The sequence below is a fragment of the Microvirga arsenatis genome (assembly GCF_009910705.1).
Lineage (GTDB): Bacteria > Pseudomonadota > Alphaproteobacteria > Rhizobiales > Beijerinckiaceae > Microvirga > Microvirga arsenatis.
On sequence record NZ_JAAAXJ010000002.1, the window covers coordinates 98,210 to 116,956 of the forward strand.

Consider the following 18,747-nt stretch of genomic DNA (forward strand, 5'->3'; position numbering starts at 1 on the left):
GGCGGGTCGACCGCGCCAGATGCAAAAGGGGAGAGCCTGTGCTCTCCCCTTTTTTGACGCCGGCTGCACGGCCTGCGGAAGCTAATTGATACTTAATATCGAAACAGATAGGCTAGCGGCCAAATCTCCTCGCCGGGGACCGGCCATGACCTCGCTCAAACCCGTCTTTATCGTTTCCTCCAGGGTGAAGACCCGCAAGCCGGACCCGGTCGAGGCCCTGAGCGCCCGGGAGGACAGCAGCACCCTCGCCCCCGCGAGCGCCAGCCTGGTCGGCACCCCGCGGGCCGACCGGCTGTTTGGGACCTCCGCCAACGACGTTCTCTCGGGGCTTGCCGGCAACGACCTGCTCGACGGCCGCAAGGGCCGCGACCGCATGACGGGTGGGGCCGGCAACGACACCTACATCGTCGACAACACGGGCGACCGGGTGACGGAGAAGGCAAGGGGCGGCACCGATCTGGTCAAGGCCTCCGTGAGCTGGACGCTGGGCGCCCAGGTGGAGAACCTGACCCTCGCCGGCCGCTCAGGGCTGAGGGGCACGGGCAACAGCCTCGCCAACACCATCACCGGCAACAACGGCAACAACATCCTCGACGGCAAGGGCGGCACCGACCGGCTCGCCGGGGCCAAGGGCGACGACACCTACATCGTCGACCATGCCGGCGACCGGGTGACGGAGAAGGCGAACGAAGGTCTCGACACCGTGCAAGCCTCGGTGAGCTTCACGCTTGGCGCTCATGTCGAGAACCTTGTGCTCGTGGGCATCGCCACATCCGGCACCGGCAACGATCTGGCCAACCGGATCACAGGCAATGCCGGAGACAACCATCTCGTGGGGGCAGCGGGCCACGACACCCTTGAGGGCGGGGCGGGCCACGACACGATGCTCGGCGGCACCGGTGCGGACTGGCTCCTGGGCGGGGACGGCAACGACGCGCTCGACGGGGATGCGGACAACGACATCATCGAGGGCGGCGCCGGCAACGACCGGCTGGACGGCGAGGCGGGGGCGGACACCCTGGCGGGCGGGGCGGGCGACGACACATACTTCGTCGACGATGTCTTCGACAGGGTGATGGAGGAAGCCGGAGCGGGCACCGACACGGTCTGGTCCTCGACCGGCATCGCGCTGGCGGATCATGTGGAGCGCCTCGTGCTCACGGGCCGTGCCGTCGCCGGAACCGGCAATGCCCTGGCCAACATCATCACCGGCACGGACGGCGACAACCTCCTGGACGGCAGAGGCGGCGCCGACACCCTCAATGGCGGGGCCGGCAACGACACTTACGTCGCCGAGGAGGCCGGCGACGTGATCGTCGAAGCCGCAGGCGGCGGCGCGGACACGGTGCGGGCTGCGTTCGACCACACGCTCGGCGATCACATCGAGAATCTCGTGCTGATCGGGACTGCCGGTACGGGCACCGGAAACGATCTCGACAACGCGATCACGGGCAACCGCTTCAACAACAGCCTGATCGGCGCAAAGGGGCATGACACCCTCGATGGCGGAGCCGGAGACGACACGCTCGAGGGCGGGGCAGGCGACGACCTCTATCGCGTCGACAGCGCGGACGATCGGATCCAGGAGACCGCAGGCGCCGGGTACGACAGTGTTCAAGCCTTGGCCGATTACGGTCTCGGCGACAATGTGGAATGCCTGATTCTCGTCGGCACCGCCGTGAACGGCACCGGAAACGCCCTCGACAACACGCTCACCGGGAACGCTCTCGACAACGGCCTCGCCGGCGGCAACGGCAAGGACACCCTGGATGGCGGGGCAGGCGCCGATACGCTCGCGGGCGGGGATCATGACGACGTCTACCACGTCGACAATGCGGGCGACGTGATCGTCGAGATGCAGGGCGAGCAAGCCGGCTATGATACGGTCAAGGCTGGCGCCGATTACGTGCTCGGCTTGAATGTCGAGCATCTCATTCTCGTCGGCAACGCCGTGGCCGGCATGGGGAACGCGCTCGACAACCTCATCACCGGCAACGACCGCGGCAACAGCCTCTCGGGCGGCGAGGGCAACGATACGCTTGAGGGTGGCGCTGGTGACGACACCCTCGCCGGCAGCATCGGCAGCGACTCGCTTGTCGGCGGTATCGGCGACGACACCTTCATCGTCTCCAGCGGCAGCGAGACTTTGGTCGAAATCGCCGGAGAGGGAACCGATACGGCGCGGGCTTCGCTCGACTACACCCTCGGCGCGGAGATCGAGAACCTCGTTCTCCTGGGCGGAGCATCGGTTGGTACAGGCAACGCACTTGCCAACCGGATCACCGGCAATGAGTCCAACAACGCGCTATCGGGCGAGGCCGGCGCCGACACCCTGGAGGGTGGTGCGGGCAACGACACGCTGTGGGGCGGCGCGGGCGCCGACAGTCTCATGGGTGGTGAAGGAGACGACCTGCTCGACAGCACCGCAGACGGCGACACCCTCGATGGCGGCATGGGCAACGACAAGCTCCTTTACGAGGGATGGGGCAGCGTCAGCCTCATGGGCGGCGAAGGGAACGACACCCTCGACAGCGGCTTCGGCAACGATGTCCTCCACGGGGGCGCAGGCAACGACGTCCTCTACGGCGATGGCGGCGACGACACGCTCCAGGGCGGCAGCGACGACGACACCTTCATCGTCGACCACCTCAACGACACGGTGGTCGAGCTCGCGAACGACGGCGTCGACGCAGTTCACGCCTACATCGACTACACGCTCACGCCCCATGTCGAGAATCTCGTGCTCCTCGGCGCAGCCCTCGACGGCACGGGCAACGCGCTCGATAACATCATCACCGGCAATGCATCCCACAACACCCTCGACGGTGACGATGGCAACGACACTCTCCAGGGCGGCACAGGGAACGACACCCTCCGGGGCGGCGCAGGCGGGGATTATCTCGAAGGCGCCGACGGCAACGACAGCCTCGCGGGAGGCGACGGCAACGACACGCTCTATGGCGGCACGGGCTACGATACCCTCGTCGGCGGCGACGGCGACGACCTCCTCGAAAGCTCATACGGCCACCATAGCCTCATGGGCGGCGCAGGCAATGACAGCCTAACCGGCAGCGACGGAAGGGACACCCTCGACGGCGGCGGCGACAACGACACCCTCGACGGCGGCGGCGAAAACGACATCATTGATGGCGGTGAGGGCGACGACACCCTCAAGGGCGGCGACGGCGAAGACACTCTTCTTGGCGGCGCGGGCAACGACACCCTCTACGGTGGCGGCGGGGTACAATCGGACCAGAACAACACGCTCCAGGGCGGTAGGGGCGACGACACCTTCATCGTCTCCAGCGGCAATGAGATTCTGATCGAGCTCGCCGATGAGGGCATCGACACGGTTCGGACCGGCTGGCACTCCTACACGCTCGGCGCCAATATCGAGAACCTGATCCTCGTGAACACAGCCACAGGCCGGGGCAACGGTCTCGACAACGTCATCACCGGCAGCTCTGGAAACGACACCCTGCACGGCGAGGGCGGCGCCGACACCCTCGACGGAAGCTTTGGGCGCGACCAGCTCTTCGGCGGCGAAGGGAACGACAGCCTCAGCGGCGGCATCCTCGACGACACGCTCAGCGGCGGCGAGGGCGACGACGTCCTTCAGGGCGACGCCGGGGACGACTACCTCGAAGGAAACGACGGGGCCGACACGCTCCGTGGCGGGGAGGGACTGGACATCGCGAGCTATCGCAATGCGGGAGCGGGCGTGACCGTGAGGATGACTGGAGGTCCCGACACCTTCGAGGGCATCGAGGGTCTCGAAGGCAGCAATTTCAACGACACGCTCATCGGAGACGACGCCGACAACTACCTCAACGGAGGCTACGGCAACGACATTCTGGAGGGCAATGGCGGTTACGACTACGCGGACTACATCACCGGCTCCTCGATCTTCATCGACCTGCGATTCGAGGTTCAGGATAGCGACCGCACGGGCGGGCGGGGCCAGGACACGCTTAGGGGAATCGAGGGCGTGAGGGGGAGCCAAGAGGGCGACAGCATTTGGGGCGACGACGGCTCCTGGGGCAACCGGCTGCTCGGGATGGATGGGAACGACCGTCTGTTCGGCCTTGGCGGCAACGACACGCTGGAGGGCGGCAGGGGCGACGACCTCCTGGCCGGCGAGGCGGGCGACGACAGCCTGATCGGCGGCGAGGGCAACGACGAGCTCATCGGCGATCCCGGAGCCGACACGCTCGACGGCGGCGAGGGCAACGACCTGCTCTACGGCAATGGAGAGGAGGACGTCCTGACCGGCGGCGGCGGCCGCGACACCCTCGACGGCGGAACCGGATCCGATACCCTCACCGGGGGCTTAGATTCGGATATCCTGTCAGGCTGGCTGGGGTCCGACGTCTTCATTCTCACTTCGTTCGGCGATGCGTCTTTCGATGGATCCGAGGTCATCACCGACTTCGACTGGTCGGTCGCGGGAGGCAACGACAACACGACCGCGGATCTGCTGGACCTCTCGCGGATCGATGCCCTCCTGGGCGGCTCCGACGACGCTTTCACCGGGGTGACGGCCCTCGGCACCACGGCGCTCGCGCGGCTCGAGGCGGGACGCCTGTACTACGACACGGCCAACGGCACCCTCTACGCCTATGTCGGTGCCGCCAGCACGCTGGGGCAGGCGAACTTCAAGCTTCAGGTTGGAACGGGCGTGGTCTGGAGCGCCGGGGTGAACATCCTCCTGTAGGCGCCTGCCTTGCGGGGAAACGGCGACCGCGGCCCGCCCATGCGAGCGGTACCACCTCCATCCGGCACGTCTGTCAGGCGAAGGGCAGGGTCCCCTGCGCCGGGGCTTCGACGCTCAGGTGCTCGCCTTCGCCGATGGTGCCGCTCGCCACCACCTCCGCATAGATGCCGCAATCGACATGCCCATAGGCTTCCATGAGGCTCCTGGGGATCTGCAGGTCGCGCAGGCCGGTGCCCGGGTCCACGTTGGTGGCGGCGCAGCGCTCGATGCGCTTCGTCACCTTCAGGCGCAGGCCCGAGGGCGCGGTCAGCACCTTGCCGACGAGGTCGAACTCCGCGAAAGCGCAGGGGATCGACCGGGGCGCCGACCACGTTCTCCAGCTCCCGCACGCTCGCCAGGTTGATGAGGGAGACGAAGCCGCGCCGGGAATCGGTGAAGCGGAAGCCGGCCGGGGCGGTGAGCACCTTCGGCGGGCCGCGCAGCTCCTTGGGCATGAAGCGGCGGAAGAACGCCTCGATGGCGAGCCGCCCCTCCGGCGTCGAGAGATCGCCGCGGGCCACCTCCCGGCCGCCCTCCTCGACGAAGAGGGTGGTGATGGAGTCCACATAGCGGGTCCTGAGCCGTGCCAGGCCTTCGTTCCTCATGAGCATCAGGAACTTGATCTTGGGCTGATGCTGCGGGTTCTCCGGCTCGAACCCGGCCGGCCCGTTCTCGATCGCGAACAGCCGGTCGCCGGGAAAATAGTCGCCTTTCGCGAGGGCTGCGGAGGACAGGGTCTCGGGCGAGAGGCCCTTGACGGGATAGCGCTGGAGGGAGGCGATGCGGATGGTCATGGACTAGCGATAGCGGGCGTGAGGAGGCCGGACAAGGGATCCTCTCACGTCATCACCGGCCTTGTGCCGGCGATCTCGCTTCTGCAGAGCGCCGCGCTTTCCGGTCATGATAGCCGGGACACGCCCGTCGGTGACGAGGAAGGGATGTGGAGTCGTGCCCGGTCTCAGGACAGGCGTCGAGCACAAACAAAAAGCCCCGCCGAAGCAGCGGGGCTTTCGTCTCGGGCGCAATCCGAAACCCTACGAAGCATCCCCCGAGCGGGCGACCTTGGAGCGCTTCAGCTGGGGCGTGAAGCCGGCTTCGCGGCCGCTGGAGCGGTCGAACTCCACCATGTGCGGGTCCTTCTGCATGCCCTCATGGGCGGTCTGGTGCTCGGGAATGTTGGTCTGGGGCCCGGCCTCCTGCTTCATGCGCAGGGCCTTCTCGGCATTGGCCATCAGCTCCTGGCGCGCCTTCTCGGCCTTGCGCTTGGACGGGCTGAAGCGGGCGAAGAAATCGAAAAGAGCCATGGTGTCTTACTCCTTGGCGCGCGAGAGGACGCCGTCCTCCTCGTCGCTGCGGTGGGTCGGTGGGGATTGGACGTTCCGGCGCGACTGCGGGGTGTCGCGCGAGGTGGCGATGGTGCCGGTGGAATCGCCGATGTCCCGGTCGGCCTTGTTGGCCGCCGGTCCTTTATCGTCCCGGATGATCCGCCCGTTCTCGGTGGTGTCGCCGAAGGTCTCCGGCGTGACCGAGGGCTGCTGCTCGGCCGGGCTCTCCGGCACCGCAAGGCCAAGCTCCGCGTTGCGGGCTAGGTCGGCACGGGCTTTCTCGGCTTCCGAACGCGGGTCGCGTGTCATGGGAACCTCCTCAAATCGTTGCTGGGTCAATGCCAGCATCGCGAGCCGGTTCCCCCTCTTGTTGTGACGAAATGGACACACCACCTTAACCCCAGCGGATGCCTCATCGCAGAGGGTCCGACATCGCAGGGTCGGCCTGTGCCTCCAAGAGGGCGGGCTGACCTGAGGAGGGATGATCGATGAATTTCGAAAAATACACCGAGCGTGCCCGGGGCTTCGTTCAGGCGGCGCAGAATCTTGCCATGCGCGAAGGCCATCCGCAGCTCTCGCCGGGCCACGTCTTAAAGGTTCTGCTGGACGATCCGGAAGGCCTCTGCGCCGGTCTCATCGACCGGGCGGGAGGGCGCTCCCGCGACGCCCATGCGGCGGTCGAGCAATGGCTTGCCAAGCAGCCGAAGGTGTCGGGCTCCGCCGCGCAGCCCCAGGCCACCCGCGACCTGATGCGCTTCTTCGACACCGCCGAGAAGGCCGCGGAGAAGGCAGGCGATTCGTTCGTCACCGTCGAGCGGATGCTGCTGGCGCTCGCCGTCGAGAAGGACAGCGAGGCGGGCCGGATTCTCGCGCAGGCCGGCGTGACCGCCCAGGGCCTGAACACCGCCATCAATGCCCTGCGCAAGGGCCGCACCGCCGACAACGCGACGGCGGAGAACGCCTATGATGCGCTCAAGAAATATGCCCGCGACCTCACGGAAGCTGCCCGCGACGGCAAGCTCGATCCGGTGATCGGCCGCGACGAGGAGATCCGCCGCACGATCCAGGTGCTGTCGCGGCGCACGAAGAACAACCCGGTGCTCATCGGCGAGCCCGGCGTGGGCAAGACCGCCATCGTGGAAGGTCTGGCGCTGCGCATCGTCAACGGCGACGTGCCGGAGTCCCTCAAGGACAAGCAGTTGCTGGCGCTCGACATGGGCGCGCTGATCGCCGGTGCGAAGTACCGCGGCGAGTTCGAGGAGCGGCTGAAGGCCGTGCTCAGCGAAGTGACGTCGGCCGAGGGCGGCATCATCCTGTTCATCGACGAGATGCATACTCTGGTCGGCGCCGGCAAGGCCGATGGCGCCATGGATGCGTCGAACCTGCTCAAGCCCGCGCTTGCCCGCGGCGAGCTGCACTGCGTCGGCGCGACCACTCTCGACGAGTACCGCAAGCACGTGGAGAAGGACGCGGCTCTGGCCCGTCGCTTCCAGCCGGTCTTCGTGAGCGAGCCCACGGTGGAGGACACCGTGTCGATTCTGCGCGGCCTGAAGGAGAAGTACGAGCAGCATCACGGCGTGCGCATCACCGACAGCGCGCTCGTGGCTGCGGCGACGCTGTCGAACCGCTACATCACCGACCGCTTCCTGCCGGACAAGGCCATCGACCTCGTGGACGAGGCCGCCTCGCGCCTGCGCATGCAGGTCGACTCGAAACCGGAGGAGCTCGACAACATCGACCGCGAGATCGTGCGCCTGAAGATCGAGCAGGAGGCCCTGAAGAAGGAGACCGATGCCGCCTCGAAGGACCGTCTCGAGCGCCTGACCAAGGAGCTGGCGGAGCTCGAGGAGCAGTCGGCCGCCATCACCGCGCGCTGGAAGGCGGAGAAGGACAAGCTCGGCACCGCCGCGGAGCTGAAGAAGAAGCTCGACGAGGCCCGCAACCAGCTGGCTACCGCGCAGCGCAACGGCGACTGGGCCAAGGCCGGCGAGCTCTCCTACGGCGTCATTCCGGGGCTGGAGAAGCAGCTTGCGGACGTCGAGGCCCACGCCGATGGCGGCGGGTTGATGGAGGAGGCCGTGACGCCCGACCACGTGGCCGGCGTCGTCTCCCGCTGGACCGGCGTGCCCGTCGACAAGATGCTGGAAGGCGAGCGCGAGAAGCTCCTGCACATGGAGCAGGATCTCTCAAAGCGCGTCGTCGGCCAGCGCGAGGCGGTGGAAGCCGTCTCGACCGCCGTGCGCCGTGCGCGTGCGGGCCTGCAGGACCCGAACCGGCCCATCGGCTCGTTCATGTTCCTCGGCCCCACGGGCGTGGGCAAGACGGAGCTCACCAAGGCTTTGGCGGCCTTCCTGTTCGACGACGAGACCGCGCTCGTGCGCCTCGACATGTCGGAATACATGGAGAAGCACTCGGTCGCCCGGCTCATCGGCGCGCCTCCCGGCTATGTGGGCTACGAGGAGGGCGGCGCGCTCACCGAAGCCGTCCGCCGCAGGCCCTACCAGGTGGTTTTGTTCGACGAGATCGAGAAGGCGCATCCGGACGTGTTCAACGTCCTCTTGCAGGTGCTCGACGACGGACGCCTCACGGACGGGCAGGGCCGCACCGTGGATTTCCGCAACACGCTCATCATCATGACGTCGAATCTCGGCGCCGAGTATCTGGTGAACCAGGCGGAAGGCCATGACACCGACGAGGTGCGCGACGAGGTGATGGCGGTGGTGCGCCAGCACTTCAGGCCCGAGTTCCTCAACCGCGTGGACGAGATCATCCTGTTCCACCGGCTGAAGCGCTCGGAGATGGGCGCCATCGTCGACATCCAGCTCGGCCGCCTGCAGAAGCTCTTGGCCGATCGCAAGATCACGCTGCAGCTCGACGAGGACGCCCGCAACTGGCTTAGCCAGAAGGGCTACGATCCGGCCTATGGCGCGCGGCCCCTCAAGCGCGTGATCCAGAAGCACGTGCAGGACCCGCTGGCGGAGCTCATCCTCTCCGGCGAGATCAAGGACGGCGAGACCGTGCCGGTGCATGCAGGCCCCATGGGCCTGATGATCGGCGACGTGACCGTCAGCGGCACGGAGCGCCCGCCACAGGGCGTGCGGCTGAATTAAAGCGCAGTCTCAGAAACCAAAATGGCCGGGCTCGTTCCCGGCCATCTCGATTCAATAAGGCGCAGTGCTCTTCTTGATCGGGATCACCGGCACAAGGCCGGCGATGATGAGGAAGAGTGATGCGCGCCTACTCCGCCGCGACGCCGTAATCGCCCTCGTCGTTGGCAGCCCCGGCTGCGCCCCGGTTCTGCCGTTCCGTGCGGCGCGGCGTGGCGCCCTCGCGCAGGAGCATGTCCTTGTCGATGCGCTCGCCCTTGTCGTCGCGCAGCTCGCGCTTGGAACGGCGCAGCTGCTTCGCCGTCTTCTGCAGCGCAGCGCGGAAAGCCGTGTAGAGATCCTTGTCCTTCGCCTCCCCGCTCATCATCTTGAGCGCGCCCATCTGCATGTTCACCGTGCAGCGGTAGGTAATGCCCTCCCGCGTGACATGCACGGATGCCATGCTCAACCGCCCGAAATACTTTCCGGAGACCTTCTGGATGCTGGATTTGGCATATTCGGGGAAGTTCTCGCCGAGATCGACGGTCGAGCTTTGCACCAGGATGTTGTCGGCGCCTTCGAGACTCATTCGCTCCTCCTTGGGTGAAGGTTCGAGGGCTAACGACCGGCCTGCAAGAAGGTTTCGCCCGTGATGAAACAAAACCGGTCCTGCCAAGGTTGTATTTTCTTCAGGGCCTGCGGCTGCCCGGCCCCTGCTCTCCCACATCCACGACAGCCACGTCGATGGTCTCCCGGCGGTTGTTCCGGACGACGGTGAGCGAGACCGTCTTGCCGACGCCGACCCTCTCGAGCCTGTCCGTCAGATCCGACAGGCGCCGCACGGGCGCATCGTCCACCCCCACGATCACGTCGCCGATGACGCCCGCCCGCGCATCGACGCCGCGCAGGCCGGCCCGATCCGCCGGCGAGCCCGGCACGACACCGGCCACGATGACGCCCGTCAGGCCGAGCTGGGCGTTGAGCGTCTCGTCGCCGGCCAGGATCCCGATCCCCGGCGTCGGCACGCGGCCGGTGCGGATGAGCTCGGGCACCACGCGGTTGACCACGTCGACGGGAATGGCGAAGCCGATGCCGGCGCTGGTGCCGGAGGGCGAGTAGATCGCCGTGTTGACGCCGATCAGGCGCCCGGCGGAATCGAGCAGCGGGCCGCCGGAATTGCCCGGGTTGATCGCCGCGTCGGTCTGGATGACGTCGGCGATCTCGCGCCCGCCGCTCGTGGGCAGGCGGCGCTTGAGGGCGCTGATGATGCCGGTGGTCAGCGACTGGTCGAGCCCGAACGGATTGCCGATGGCAAAGGCCGCCTGCCCCACCTTCAGGTCGGCGGAGCTGCCCACGCTCACGGGCGCGGGCAGCCCGGCCCGGCGCTGCAGCCGCAGGACGGCAAGATCGTAGTTCGGCGCTCGGCCCACCACCTCCGCGGGCAGCACCTCCCCCGAGGCGAGGCGCACGGCGAAGGCGGAGCCGTTCTCCACCACATGCTCGTTGGTGACCACGTGGCCGGCCGCATCCCAGACGAAGCCGGTGCCGGAACCCGCCGGCTCTCGGCCGGCAGGCCCGCGCCCCTGCAGGGCGACGACCTGCACCACGGAGGGCGCCACCGTCTCGAAGAGGCGGATCGTCGTGCGTTCGAACTCGGCCAGATCTCCGCGCGCCGCGACGGGCCGCGGCTCCCTGGCGGAATAGAGGTAGGAGTTCACATAGGGCTGCAGCACCAGGATCGCGAGCAGCACCGCCACGACCAGCATGATGATTCGTGTTGCCCGTTCCTGCATCCTTCCTCCCGCATCTGCTCAAGCCCTCTCACAACGGACACGCTTGACGGAAGTTCAACCCGAAACGCGAGGCCGCGCGAGGAACCCCTCGCCCGCCATGGGCTTGTTCCGATGACGGATGGTTGAGCTTGTCGCGGGAAAGACAAGGCTCTCCTTCGTTCAACGCGAGGAGGATGCTGCAGTGGACGATCGTTCGCCGCCGGGCGGCGCGGCCGGGCCCGCCATTCAGGCCGGCATCTTTCCGACCTTCTTCCTGTCGGGCTTCGAGTGCTCGACCTTCGTCTGGAAGGATCGCGGCCGCCGCGATCTCGTGGCCGAAACCCGGCACCGGGAGCACGTGGAGGAGGATCATGCCTTCCTGCGCTCGCTTGGGATCGCAGTCGCGCGACAGGGCATTCCCTGGCCCTTCGTGGACAAGAACGGCGCCTACGACTTCTCGGGCCTCGACCCCTTCATTGCTGCCATGAACCGCCACCAGATCCTGCCGATCTGGGACCTGTGCCATTACGGCTACCCGGACGATGCCGATCCCTTCGCGCCCGATTTCGCGGAGCGTTTCGCGGCCTATGCGAAGGCGGCGGCGGAATACGTGACGCCGCGAATGCGCGGGCCGCATTTCTTCACGCCCATCAACGAGATCACCTTCTTCGCCTTCATGGGCGGCGAATGGGGCTGGACCGCGCCGTTCCGCAAGACCGACGAAGATCGCCGCCGCTTGCGTCTCGCCCTGTGCAAAGCCGACATCGCGGCCGTGAAGGCGATCCGCCAGGTCGATCCCGAGGCCCGCATGGTGCATATCGATCCGCTCATCCTCGTGGTCGCGCCGCGCGACCGGCCGGACCTGAAGGACGAGGCGGAGCATGAAACCTACACGGACACCTTTTATGCCTGGGACGTGATCTCGGGAAGGCGCCACCCGGAGCTCGGCGGTTCCCCGGAGGTGCTCGATATCGTCGGGGTCAACTGCTACTCGTTCGGCCAGATGGAGTACCGCGAGAACGGCCCGCACGCCTCGTTGGAGCCGCATGACGAGCGCATCCGGCCGCTGGGCGACCTGCTCACCTTCGCCTGGGAGCGCTACCGCCGCCCGATGATCGTGGGCGAGACGAGCGGCCTGCGGGAGGGACGCCCGGATTGGCTCTGCGACATCGTCGAGGAGTCGCTCGCCGCCGTGCGCAACGGCATCGACCTGCACGGGGTGTGCCTGTTCCCGGCCGTGGACATGCCCGACTGGCACACGGGCGAATGGCTGCACAACGGCCTCTGCGATCTGGTGGAGGAGAACGGCGATCTCAAGCGGGTTCCGTTCCAACCCTATATCGACGAGCTGCGGCGCTGGCAGAAGCGCCTGAACCGGGTGACGGAGCTCGACGAGGATCCGTTCAGCGATCCCGTGGATCTCGCCGACATCAGGAGAGCGGCCGAGGAGATGCAGATGACCTCGGACAAGGATTGGCGCTGACCGCAACCCCCTTCAGACCTGAACCAAACTTTCCCGCAAGCGTTCGCTCTCACAGTCCCGCATCCAGGAGCATCGTGATGTCACGCCGCCTCGTGATCGCCGGCCTCATGGCCGCATTCGCCGTCCCCGCCTTCGCCCAGCAGCAGAACCAGGGCATTCCCTTTCCCGTGACGCCGCAGCCGACCGAGCGGCAGACCAATCCGGCCCTCGGGCAGAATGCGCAGGAGCGCCAGCAGCGCACGCAGCAGGGCGGCGCGCCGCAGGACACGCAGACCCCTGCCCGGCAGGGTCAGGCCAACAGTGCCCCGGCCGCCATGGGTGAGGCACAGTCGCAGGCCGACCGGCAGTACATACAGCAGGCGCTGGCGCTCAGCACCGTGTCGCTGCAGCAGTCGAACTTCGCGCTCACCAAGGCGCAGAATCCGCGCGTGAAGCAGTTTGCGGAATTCGAGGTGGGCGAGCAGAACCTGCTCACCGAGATCATGCATTCCTTCGCCGACCCGAACGCCACCGCCTCCACCACCCGCGGCGCGCAAGCCGCCGCCTCCACCGCGCCCGAGCTGGCGCCGAAGGATGCGCAGGCGATGGAGCGGCTGTCGAAAGCACCGGGTGGCACTGCCTTCGACAAGGATTACGTCGCGCTGCAGATCCAGGGTCATCAGGAACTGCTGAAGCTGCAGGAGGACTACCTCAAGCAGGGCTCCGGCAACCGCGAGACCACGAACGTGGCCAGGCTCGCCCGCGGCCAGATCCGGGAGCATCTGGCGATTCTGCAGGACATCCAGAAGGAGCTTGGCCGATAGAGCACCGTCCGGCGCGGTCGACGACCCCGCGCCGCTCAGTCGTTGCGTCGAAGATCCGCGGCGCTGCTCTTCACTGCCGCAGGGCCGGAACAGCCGTCACGAACGGGACGTTGGCTCTGCGAGACGCATTAGCCGTCAGCCTCCTGAAACCCAAGAAGAGGAATAGCCCATGGCGCAAGACAAACGAGGCCGCCCGCCCGAGCCGCCGGTCGATGAAGTGCTGAACGAAGCCATCCAGGAAGAGACCGGCGACGACTTCGTCGCAGGACCGACCCAGCGCAACGAGGTCGGCAACACCAAGCGCGCGGCCGCGAAGGCCACCGGCACGATGGGTGCCTCGAAGAAGCTCGATCCCGACCTCGACATCGGCCATGTGGACGACAACCGGGTCACGAGCGGCTCCAGGGCCGGCCTTCACTCCTTCAAGGAGGTGCCGGAGGAGGAAGACGACGATGCCGGCTTCCAGATGTCGAACGAGGAGATCGCCGAGAGCGTCAATACCACCGCCAACAAGAGCCCTGCCCCCCGCCCGGCCCGCACGGATGCCGCGACGGGCAACGGCAGCATGAGCGGCGGTGCAGCCTCCCGGGCCCGGGTGCCTGCGCCCGGCAACGCGGTGGACGTGCCCAAGGGAACCCTGGTGCTCGGCCACCCGACCGCCAGCCAGTCCGGCGGGAAATCCACCTCCTCCACGGGCGGCGAGAAGCCGCCGAAGCGCTCGGCCCGCGCCCATAGCGGCCAGCAGCAGCGGCCCCTCTCCAAGGGCGGCACCGAGGAGCGGTAAGCCGCCCAGCACACGTCATCCCGGACGGCGAGGCCGATCCGGGATGACCCTGCCGCATAGCTGTCTCTACGGAAGACGGAGTGACAGCCCCGTGCCGCCCGCTTTATGGATTGTTCAGCCGAACCGGCAGTGACGACATAAACGGTTGAGGAAACGCTCATGGACAGAAGAAACGTTCTCAAAGGCGCAGGCTTGGCAGCCGTCGCGGGCGCCGTCGCCTCCCCGGCCATCGCGCAGGCGCAGCCGGAGATCCGCTGGCGCATGGCCTCCGCCTATCCGAAGAGCCTGGACACCCTGTTCGGCGCGGGCGAGATGATCGCCAAGCGCGTGGCCGCCGCCACCGACAACAAGTTCCAGATCCAGCCTTTCGCGGCGGGCGAGATCGTCGGCGCGCTCCAGACCCTCGACGCCACCCAGAACGGCACGGTCGAGTGCTCCTACACCCTGTCGAGCTTCTTCATCGGCAAGGATCCGACCTTCATGTTCGAGACCTCCGTGCCGTGGGGCATGAACGTGCGCCAGCACAATGCCTGGATGTATTTCGGCGGTGGCCTCGATCTCGTGCGCGAGTTCATGAAGGATTACAACGTGTATCCCATCCCGGCGGGCCAGACGGGCGCGCAGATGGGCGGCTGGTTCCGCAAGGAGATCAACTCCGTCGCAGACCTTCAGGGCCTCAAGATGCGCATCGCCGGCATGGGCGGCCAGATCATGCAGAAGCTCGGCGTGGTGCCGCAGGTGCTCGCCGCCGGCGACATCTATCCGGCGCTGGAGCGCGGCACCCTCGATGCGGTGGAGTTCTCCGGCCCGCACGACGACGAGAAGCTCGGCTTCGTGAAGGTCGCCAAGTACTACTACTATCCCGGCTTCTGGGAAGGCGGCGCGCAGCCCTCGCTCTACGTGAACATGAACAAGTGGAACGAGCTGCCTGCCCATTACAAGGCCATCCTCGAGGCCGCCTGCGCCGAGGCCAATGCCCTGTGCGTGGCGAAGTACGACGCGCAGAACGCGGAGGCGATCCGCCGCCTCGTGGGCCAGGGCGTGCAGCTTCGCCCCTTCCCGCGCGACGTGATGGAGCAGAGCTACCGGGAAGCCTACAAGCTCTACGGCGAACTCGCGGCCTCCAACGCCAAGTTCAAGAAGATGTTCGATTCCTGGAACGCCTTCCGCGAGAAGGAGCTCACCTGGTTCCGCATCGCCGAGTTGCCCTTCGACTACTTCGTGAACCAGCAGCAGGGCCAGCCGCGCTAAGTGCCCCCCTCGAAACGGCGCCTTCGGGCGCCGTTTTCATGTGAGGCGCCAAGCGGATCGAAGCTTGGCCCGCTGCGTTGTCTTCCTGACCGACGAAACGATCATGAACGGAGGCCGGCATGACGGACAAAGACCGCAACAAGACCGCCGAGCGGGACAAGCACGACCGCAAGGACGACAAGCAGCCTGAGAAGAAGCATCAGGACGAGCTGCTCGACGAGGGCGTGGAGGAGACCTTCCCCGCGAGCGATCCCGTTTCCGTGAAGATCACGAAGTAAGTCAATCTCCACAGGCTGATTCCAAACCTCTGACCTCATCCCGAGGAGGTCAGGGGATAATGCCGGACTCTTTGTCCGTATCAGCTGCGGCTCGCCACCGCGACGCCGAGGGCGGCCAAGGCCATGCCGGCGAGCTGGATCGGGCTCAAGGTCTCGCCGAACAGCGCGAAGGCCATGAGCGCGGCGACCGGCGGCACGAGATAGAGCAGCGTCGCGACGCCCACCACGGCCCCCTGCCGGATCAGGAAGAGCAGCAGGCCGATCGCGCCGATGGACAGGCCGAAGACGGCCCAGGCCATCGCTCCGATCAGGGGCAGGGTCAGATCCATGCGGCCCTCCTCGGTGAGGAGCATGAGCGGCAGGGTGACGGCGGCCGCGCCGATGTACTGGATGGTGGCGTTGACGCGCAGGTCCAGGGTGCTGCCGGTGCGCTTCTGCCAGATCGTGCCGAAGGTGATGGAGAGCATCCCGAGCACGCAGACGGCGAGCGGAACCGGCGGGATCCCGCTGGCGCCCAGCTTCGGCGCCACCACCAGCGCGGCGCCCAGAAAGCCGATGCCGATCCCGGCCCAGCGCCTCGGGGTGACCCGCTCGCCCAGCAGGGGACCTGCGAGCAGCCCCGTCGCGAGGGGCTGGAGCCCCGCCACCAGGGCCGAGATCCCGGCCGGCAGGCCGTGCCTGACCGACCAGAACACGCCGCCGAGGTAGAACCCGTGCAGGAGGATCCCGGCGATCAGGCAGTTGCGCCAGTCGCTCCAGCGCCGCGGCCAGGAGGCTCCCGCCGCCATGACGATGCCCGCCAGGACGAGGGTGGCAAGGACGTAGCGTACGAACAGGAACGTCAGTGGTTCAGCGTAAGGCGCCACGAGCCGTGCCACGATGAAGCCGGTGGCCCAGATGAGGACGAAGAGCGGCGGCGCGAGGCGGGCAAAGAGGGAGGAGCTCATGGGGCGATGCGAAGCGGAAGCCGTAGGAGAGGAATCGCCTTGTAGGCCCGAGCCTCGGTGTTTGTCGATTCGTGAAGCCTCATCCCAATGTCGACCTGTGCGCCTGAGTCATGACCTGCGGATCGTTGGGTGGAATGGCGCGTGTTTCCCCTCCCTCCTTGTGGGGGATAGGGCTCGGGACGTCTCAACTTGAGCAGACCGCAGGCCCTGCTTGCTTGCCCTTAATCCCTGCCGCACCATCTCCAGCACCTGGAGACCCTGCTGTTGAACCGCCTTCGCCTCTGGCTCGAACTCCTCGCCATCGCCTCCACCCGCTTCGTGCTGCACGACGCCTGGGCGATCGCGAGCCATATCGCCCTCTCGGTGCTGACCTCGATGTTCCCCTTCCTCATCCTGGTCACGGCGCTGGCAAGCCTGTTCGGCACCGGGACCCTGGCGGACGAGGTGGCGGACATCATCCTGGAGGCCTGGCCGCGGGAGATCGCGGGGCCCATCGCGGGCGAGGTGCACAACATCCTCTCTGTCCGGCGCAGCGACGTGGTCACGCTCGGCCTGGTGCTGGCGCTCTATTTCGCTTCGAGCGGCGTGGAGAGCCTGCGGGTCGGGCTCAACCGCGCCTATGGGGTGCGCGAGACCCGCGCCTGGTGGCTGACGCGGCTCGAATCCATCGCCTTCGTGATCGCCGGCGCCCTCATGCTGCTCGCTCTGGCCCTGCTCGTGGTGCTCGGCCCCCTTCTGTGGCGCATCGTGCTCGCCTGGGTGCCGGCGCTCAAGCCCTTCGACGGGCTGATCGCCTTCCTGCGCATCGGCGTGGCGACCATCGTCATCGTGGCGGGGCTGCTGCTCGCCTACAAGCTCATCCCGTCGGGACGGCGCAGCTTCCGCGCGGTGCTGCCGGGCGTGGGCGTGACGCTGGCTCTCTGGCTCCTCGGCGGCTTCGCCTTCAGCTGGTACCTGGAATTCTACCCGGCGGCCTATGCCTCCACCTATGGGGGCCTCGCCACCGCCATGGTGGCCCTGATCTTCCTCTATACGCTCTCCGCCATCTTCCTCTTCGGCGGCGAGCTCAACGGAACCATTATCCTCGCCAAGCGGCGGCGCCTGGGCAAGGAGCCGAAGCCGCAGCACATGAACGACCTGATCGCGTTGCCTTAGCGACCAGCCGGCTGAGGCTGGTCAAGGGGTCAGGATCGCCATCAGGACGAGGCCGAACAGGCCCAGGGCGGCAATGCCGATGAGGCTGAGCCAAGGATATCTGCGTTCACGGTCCGGATCCAAGAGCACGCCTCTCTTCATGGGCCCACGAGACAGTCTGGCTGCTCGAGCGAGCGGTTGTCAGTTCCCGAGCGTCACGATCCAGAAGCAGAGGCCCAGCCCGACAATGACGGCGAGCCAGTTCAGGGAGCGGTCGAAGACCAGGTGCCATGATGCCGGAATGCTCTGAACCGGCTTCTTCTGCGGAGGGAGATCGACAGGCATGGCTCATGCTCCAAAGCCTGAGAAGCTTCGAGACGCACCATGCGCCCAAAAGGGCAGCGGCCGACCAGGGAGTCGCTGATCGTCACACCCTGCACGGGCAATGCGTCATTTGTGAGGACCACTGCATCTGCGGGCTCCTCGCAGCTGAGGAGCCTGCGGCGCCTGCTCCAGCATGGGAGGAAACGAGCCGACGAGCTGGGCGCGGAACCAGAGTTCCACCCGGCATGTCTGCGCCAGGCAGCGGGCCCATTCGTTCGCGAGCTCGCGGTCCTCGCTCTTGAGCTGATGTCTGAAGAAGGCTCCGGTCGATCGGTCGATGACAAGAGCCTGATAGCCCTGATCTGAATGAAATTGGGAAATCATCATGACCTCGAAATCTGGAATGCTTCGAGGGGCGGAATTGCGCCTTAAAGAACGGCAGCCGATTCACGAGCTGCGATTCCCGGCAATCTACTGCCGGAATGAGGCTTTTGAAGGGTATCCTCCCGGCACCTGAAGGGAACCCTGGCAGGCTAGATGATGGCGGCCCCATCGGATCGCACCCGCTCGTCCCCAATCTGGCGCACGAGCTTGCCGGCCTCCTCGGCGCTGACATGGATGCGCACCAGCGTCCATTCCTTCTCCGATTTCCACAGCCGGAACGAGAGCATGAACCCGTCGCCGTCCCTCTGCGCGTCGGCATGGGTAGCATCGGGCAGGTCGTAGGGGCCGAGGCCGTCGAAGGTGATCTGTCCCACAGGGCTCTCCGGTTACGATGATCGAAAGCCAACGGTCGAAAGCAGAACA

The 18,747-nt window shown here is 66.8% G+C and carries 15 protein-coding genes and 1 pseudogene; 8 read left to right on the top strand and 8 right to left on the bottom strand.

Going from position 1 to position 18,747, the window contains the following annotated elements; all coding sequences use genetic code 11:
- Nucleotides 1-145 precede the first annotated feature (145 nt).
- Nucleotides 146-4,714 (top strand): beta strand repeat-containing protein, encoded by a 4,569-nt coding sequence (locus GR303_RS25105; protein ID WP_161721332.1) that lies wholly within the window; start codon nt 146-148, stop codon nt 4,712-4,714.
- Nucleotides 4,715-4,787: 73 nt separating this feature from the next.
- Here the strand turns inward: GR303_RS25105 and GR303_RS03770 are convergent.
- From GR303_RS03770 to GR303_RS03780, 3 genes and pseudogenes are all read right to left on the bottom strand, one after another.
- Nucleotides 4,788-5,547 (bottom strand): annotated as a pseudogene (locus tag GR303_RS03770) (MOSC domain-containing protein).
- Nucleotides 5,548-5,787: 240 nt separating this feature from the next.
- A complete protein-coding gene (locus tag GR303_RS03775) occupies nt 5,788-6,057 on the bottom strand; it encodes a hypothetical protein (RefSeq protein ID WP_161721331.1) in 270 nt (89 codons plus the stop codon).
- A gap of 6 nt (nt 6,058-6,063) precedes the next feature.
- Nucleotides 6,064-6,387: a hypothetical protein gene (locus GR303_RS03780; protein WP_161721330.1), complete on the bottom strand. Its 324-nt coding sequence runs from the start codon at nt 6,385-6,387 to the stop codon at nt 6,064-6,066.
- Between the two features lie 179 nt (nt 6,388-6,566).
- Between GR303_RS03780 and clpB the strand changes: the two genes are divergently transcribed.
- Nucleotides 6,567-9,188, top strand: coding sequence for an ATP-dependent chaperone ClpB (gene clpB / locus GR303_RS03785; RefSeq protein WP_161721329.1), 2,622 nt, complete (start codon nt 6,567-6,569; stop codon nt 9,186-9,188).
- A gap of 127 nt (nt 9,189-9,315) precedes the next feature.
- Here clpB and hpf read toward each other — a convergent pair whose 3' ends face one another.
- Together hpf and GR303_RS03795 are read right to left on the bottom strand one after the other, a co-directional pair.
- Entirely contained in the window at nt 9,316-9,753 is a 438-nt protein-coding gene (gene hpf / locus GR303_RS03790; RefSeq protein ID WP_161721328.1) for a ribosome hibernation-promoting factor, HPF/YfiA family, read from the bottom strand.
- A gap of 100 nt (nt 9,754-9,853) precedes the next feature.
- Nucleotides 9,854-10,957, bottom strand: coding sequence for a S1C family serine protease (locus GR303_RS03795; RefSeq protein ID WP_161721327.1), 1,104 nt, complete (start codon nt 10,955-10,957; stop codon nt 9,854-9,856).
- Nucleotides 10,958-11,138: 181 nt separating this feature from the next.
- Here GR303_RS03795 and GR303_RS03800 point away from each other — a divergent pair, with 181 nt between their 5' ends.
- The 5 genes from GR303_RS03800 (at nt 11,139) to GR303_RS24315 (ending at nt 15,535) form a co-directional block, all read left to right on the top strand.
- Nucleotides 11,139-12,419, top strand: coding sequence for a glycoside hydrolase family 1 protein (locus GR303_RS03800; protein WP_201751886.1), 1,281 nt, complete (start codon nt 11,139-11,141; stop codon nt 12,417-12,419).
- Between the two features lie 77 nt (nt 12,420-12,496).
- Nucleotides 12,497-13,222 carry a DUF4142 domain-containing protein gene (locus GR303_RS03805; RefSeq protein ID WP_161721326.1) on the top strand — a complete coding sequence of 242 codons (726 nt, stop codon included), beginning with the start codon at nt 12,497-12,499 and terminating at the stop codon, nt 13,220-13,222.
- A 169-nt stretch (nt 13,223-13,391) separates the two neighbouring features.
- Nucleotides 13,392-14,006 (top strand): hypothetical protein, encoded by a 615-nt coding sequence (locus GR303_RS03810; protein WP_161721325.1) that lies wholly within the window; start codon nt 13,392-13,394, stop codon nt 14,004-14,006.
- A 159-nt stretch (nt 14,007-14,165) separates the two neighbouring features.
- A complete protein-coding gene (locus tag GR303_RS03815; RefSeq protein WP_161721324.1) occupies nt 14,166-15,257 on the top strand; it encodes a TRAP transporter substrate-binding protein in 1,092 nt (363 codons plus the stop codon).
- A gap of 119 nt (nt 15,258-15,376) precedes the next feature.
- A complete protein-coding gene (locus GR303_RS24315) occupies nt 15,377-15,535 on the top strand; it encodes a hypothetical protein (protein WP_201751887.1) in 159 nt (52 codons plus the stop codon).
- Nucleotides 15,536-15,615: 80 nt separating this feature from the next.
- On the opposite strand, the gene GR303_RS03820 is transcribed toward GR303_RS24315, so the two are convergent.
- Nucleotides 15,616-16,482, bottom strand: a complete 867-nt coding sequence (locus GR303_RS03820; protein ID WP_161721323.1) for a DMT family transporter — start codon at nt 16,480-16,482, stop codon at nt 15,616-15,618.
- A 264-nt stretch (nt 16,483-16,746) separates the two neighbouring features.
- On the opposite strand from GR303_RS03820, the gene GR303_RS03825 reads away from it, so the two are divergent.
- Entirely contained in the window at nt 16,747-17,637 is an 891-nt protein-coding gene (locus GR303_RS03825) for a YihY/virulence factor BrkB family protein (RefSeq protein ID WP_161721322.1), read from the top strand.
- A 180-nt stretch (nt 17,638-17,817) separates the two neighbouring features.
- Here GR303_RS03825 and GR303_RS03830 read toward each other — a convergent pair whose 3' ends face one another.
- Nucleotides 17,818-17,961 carry a hypothetical protein gene (locus GR303_RS03830; protein WP_161721321.1) on the bottom strand — a complete coding sequence of 48 codons (144 nt, stop codon included), beginning with the start codon at nt 17,959-17,961 and terminating at the stop codon, nt 17,818-17,820.
- A 512-nt stretch (nt 17,962-18,473) separates the two neighbouring features.
- A complete protein-coding gene (locus tag GR303_RS03835) occupies nt 18,474-18,698 on the bottom strand; it encodes a hypothetical protein (RefSeq protein ID WP_161721320.1) in 225 nt (74 codons plus the stop codon).
- Between the last annotated feature and the right edge of the window lie 49 nt (nt 18,699-18,747).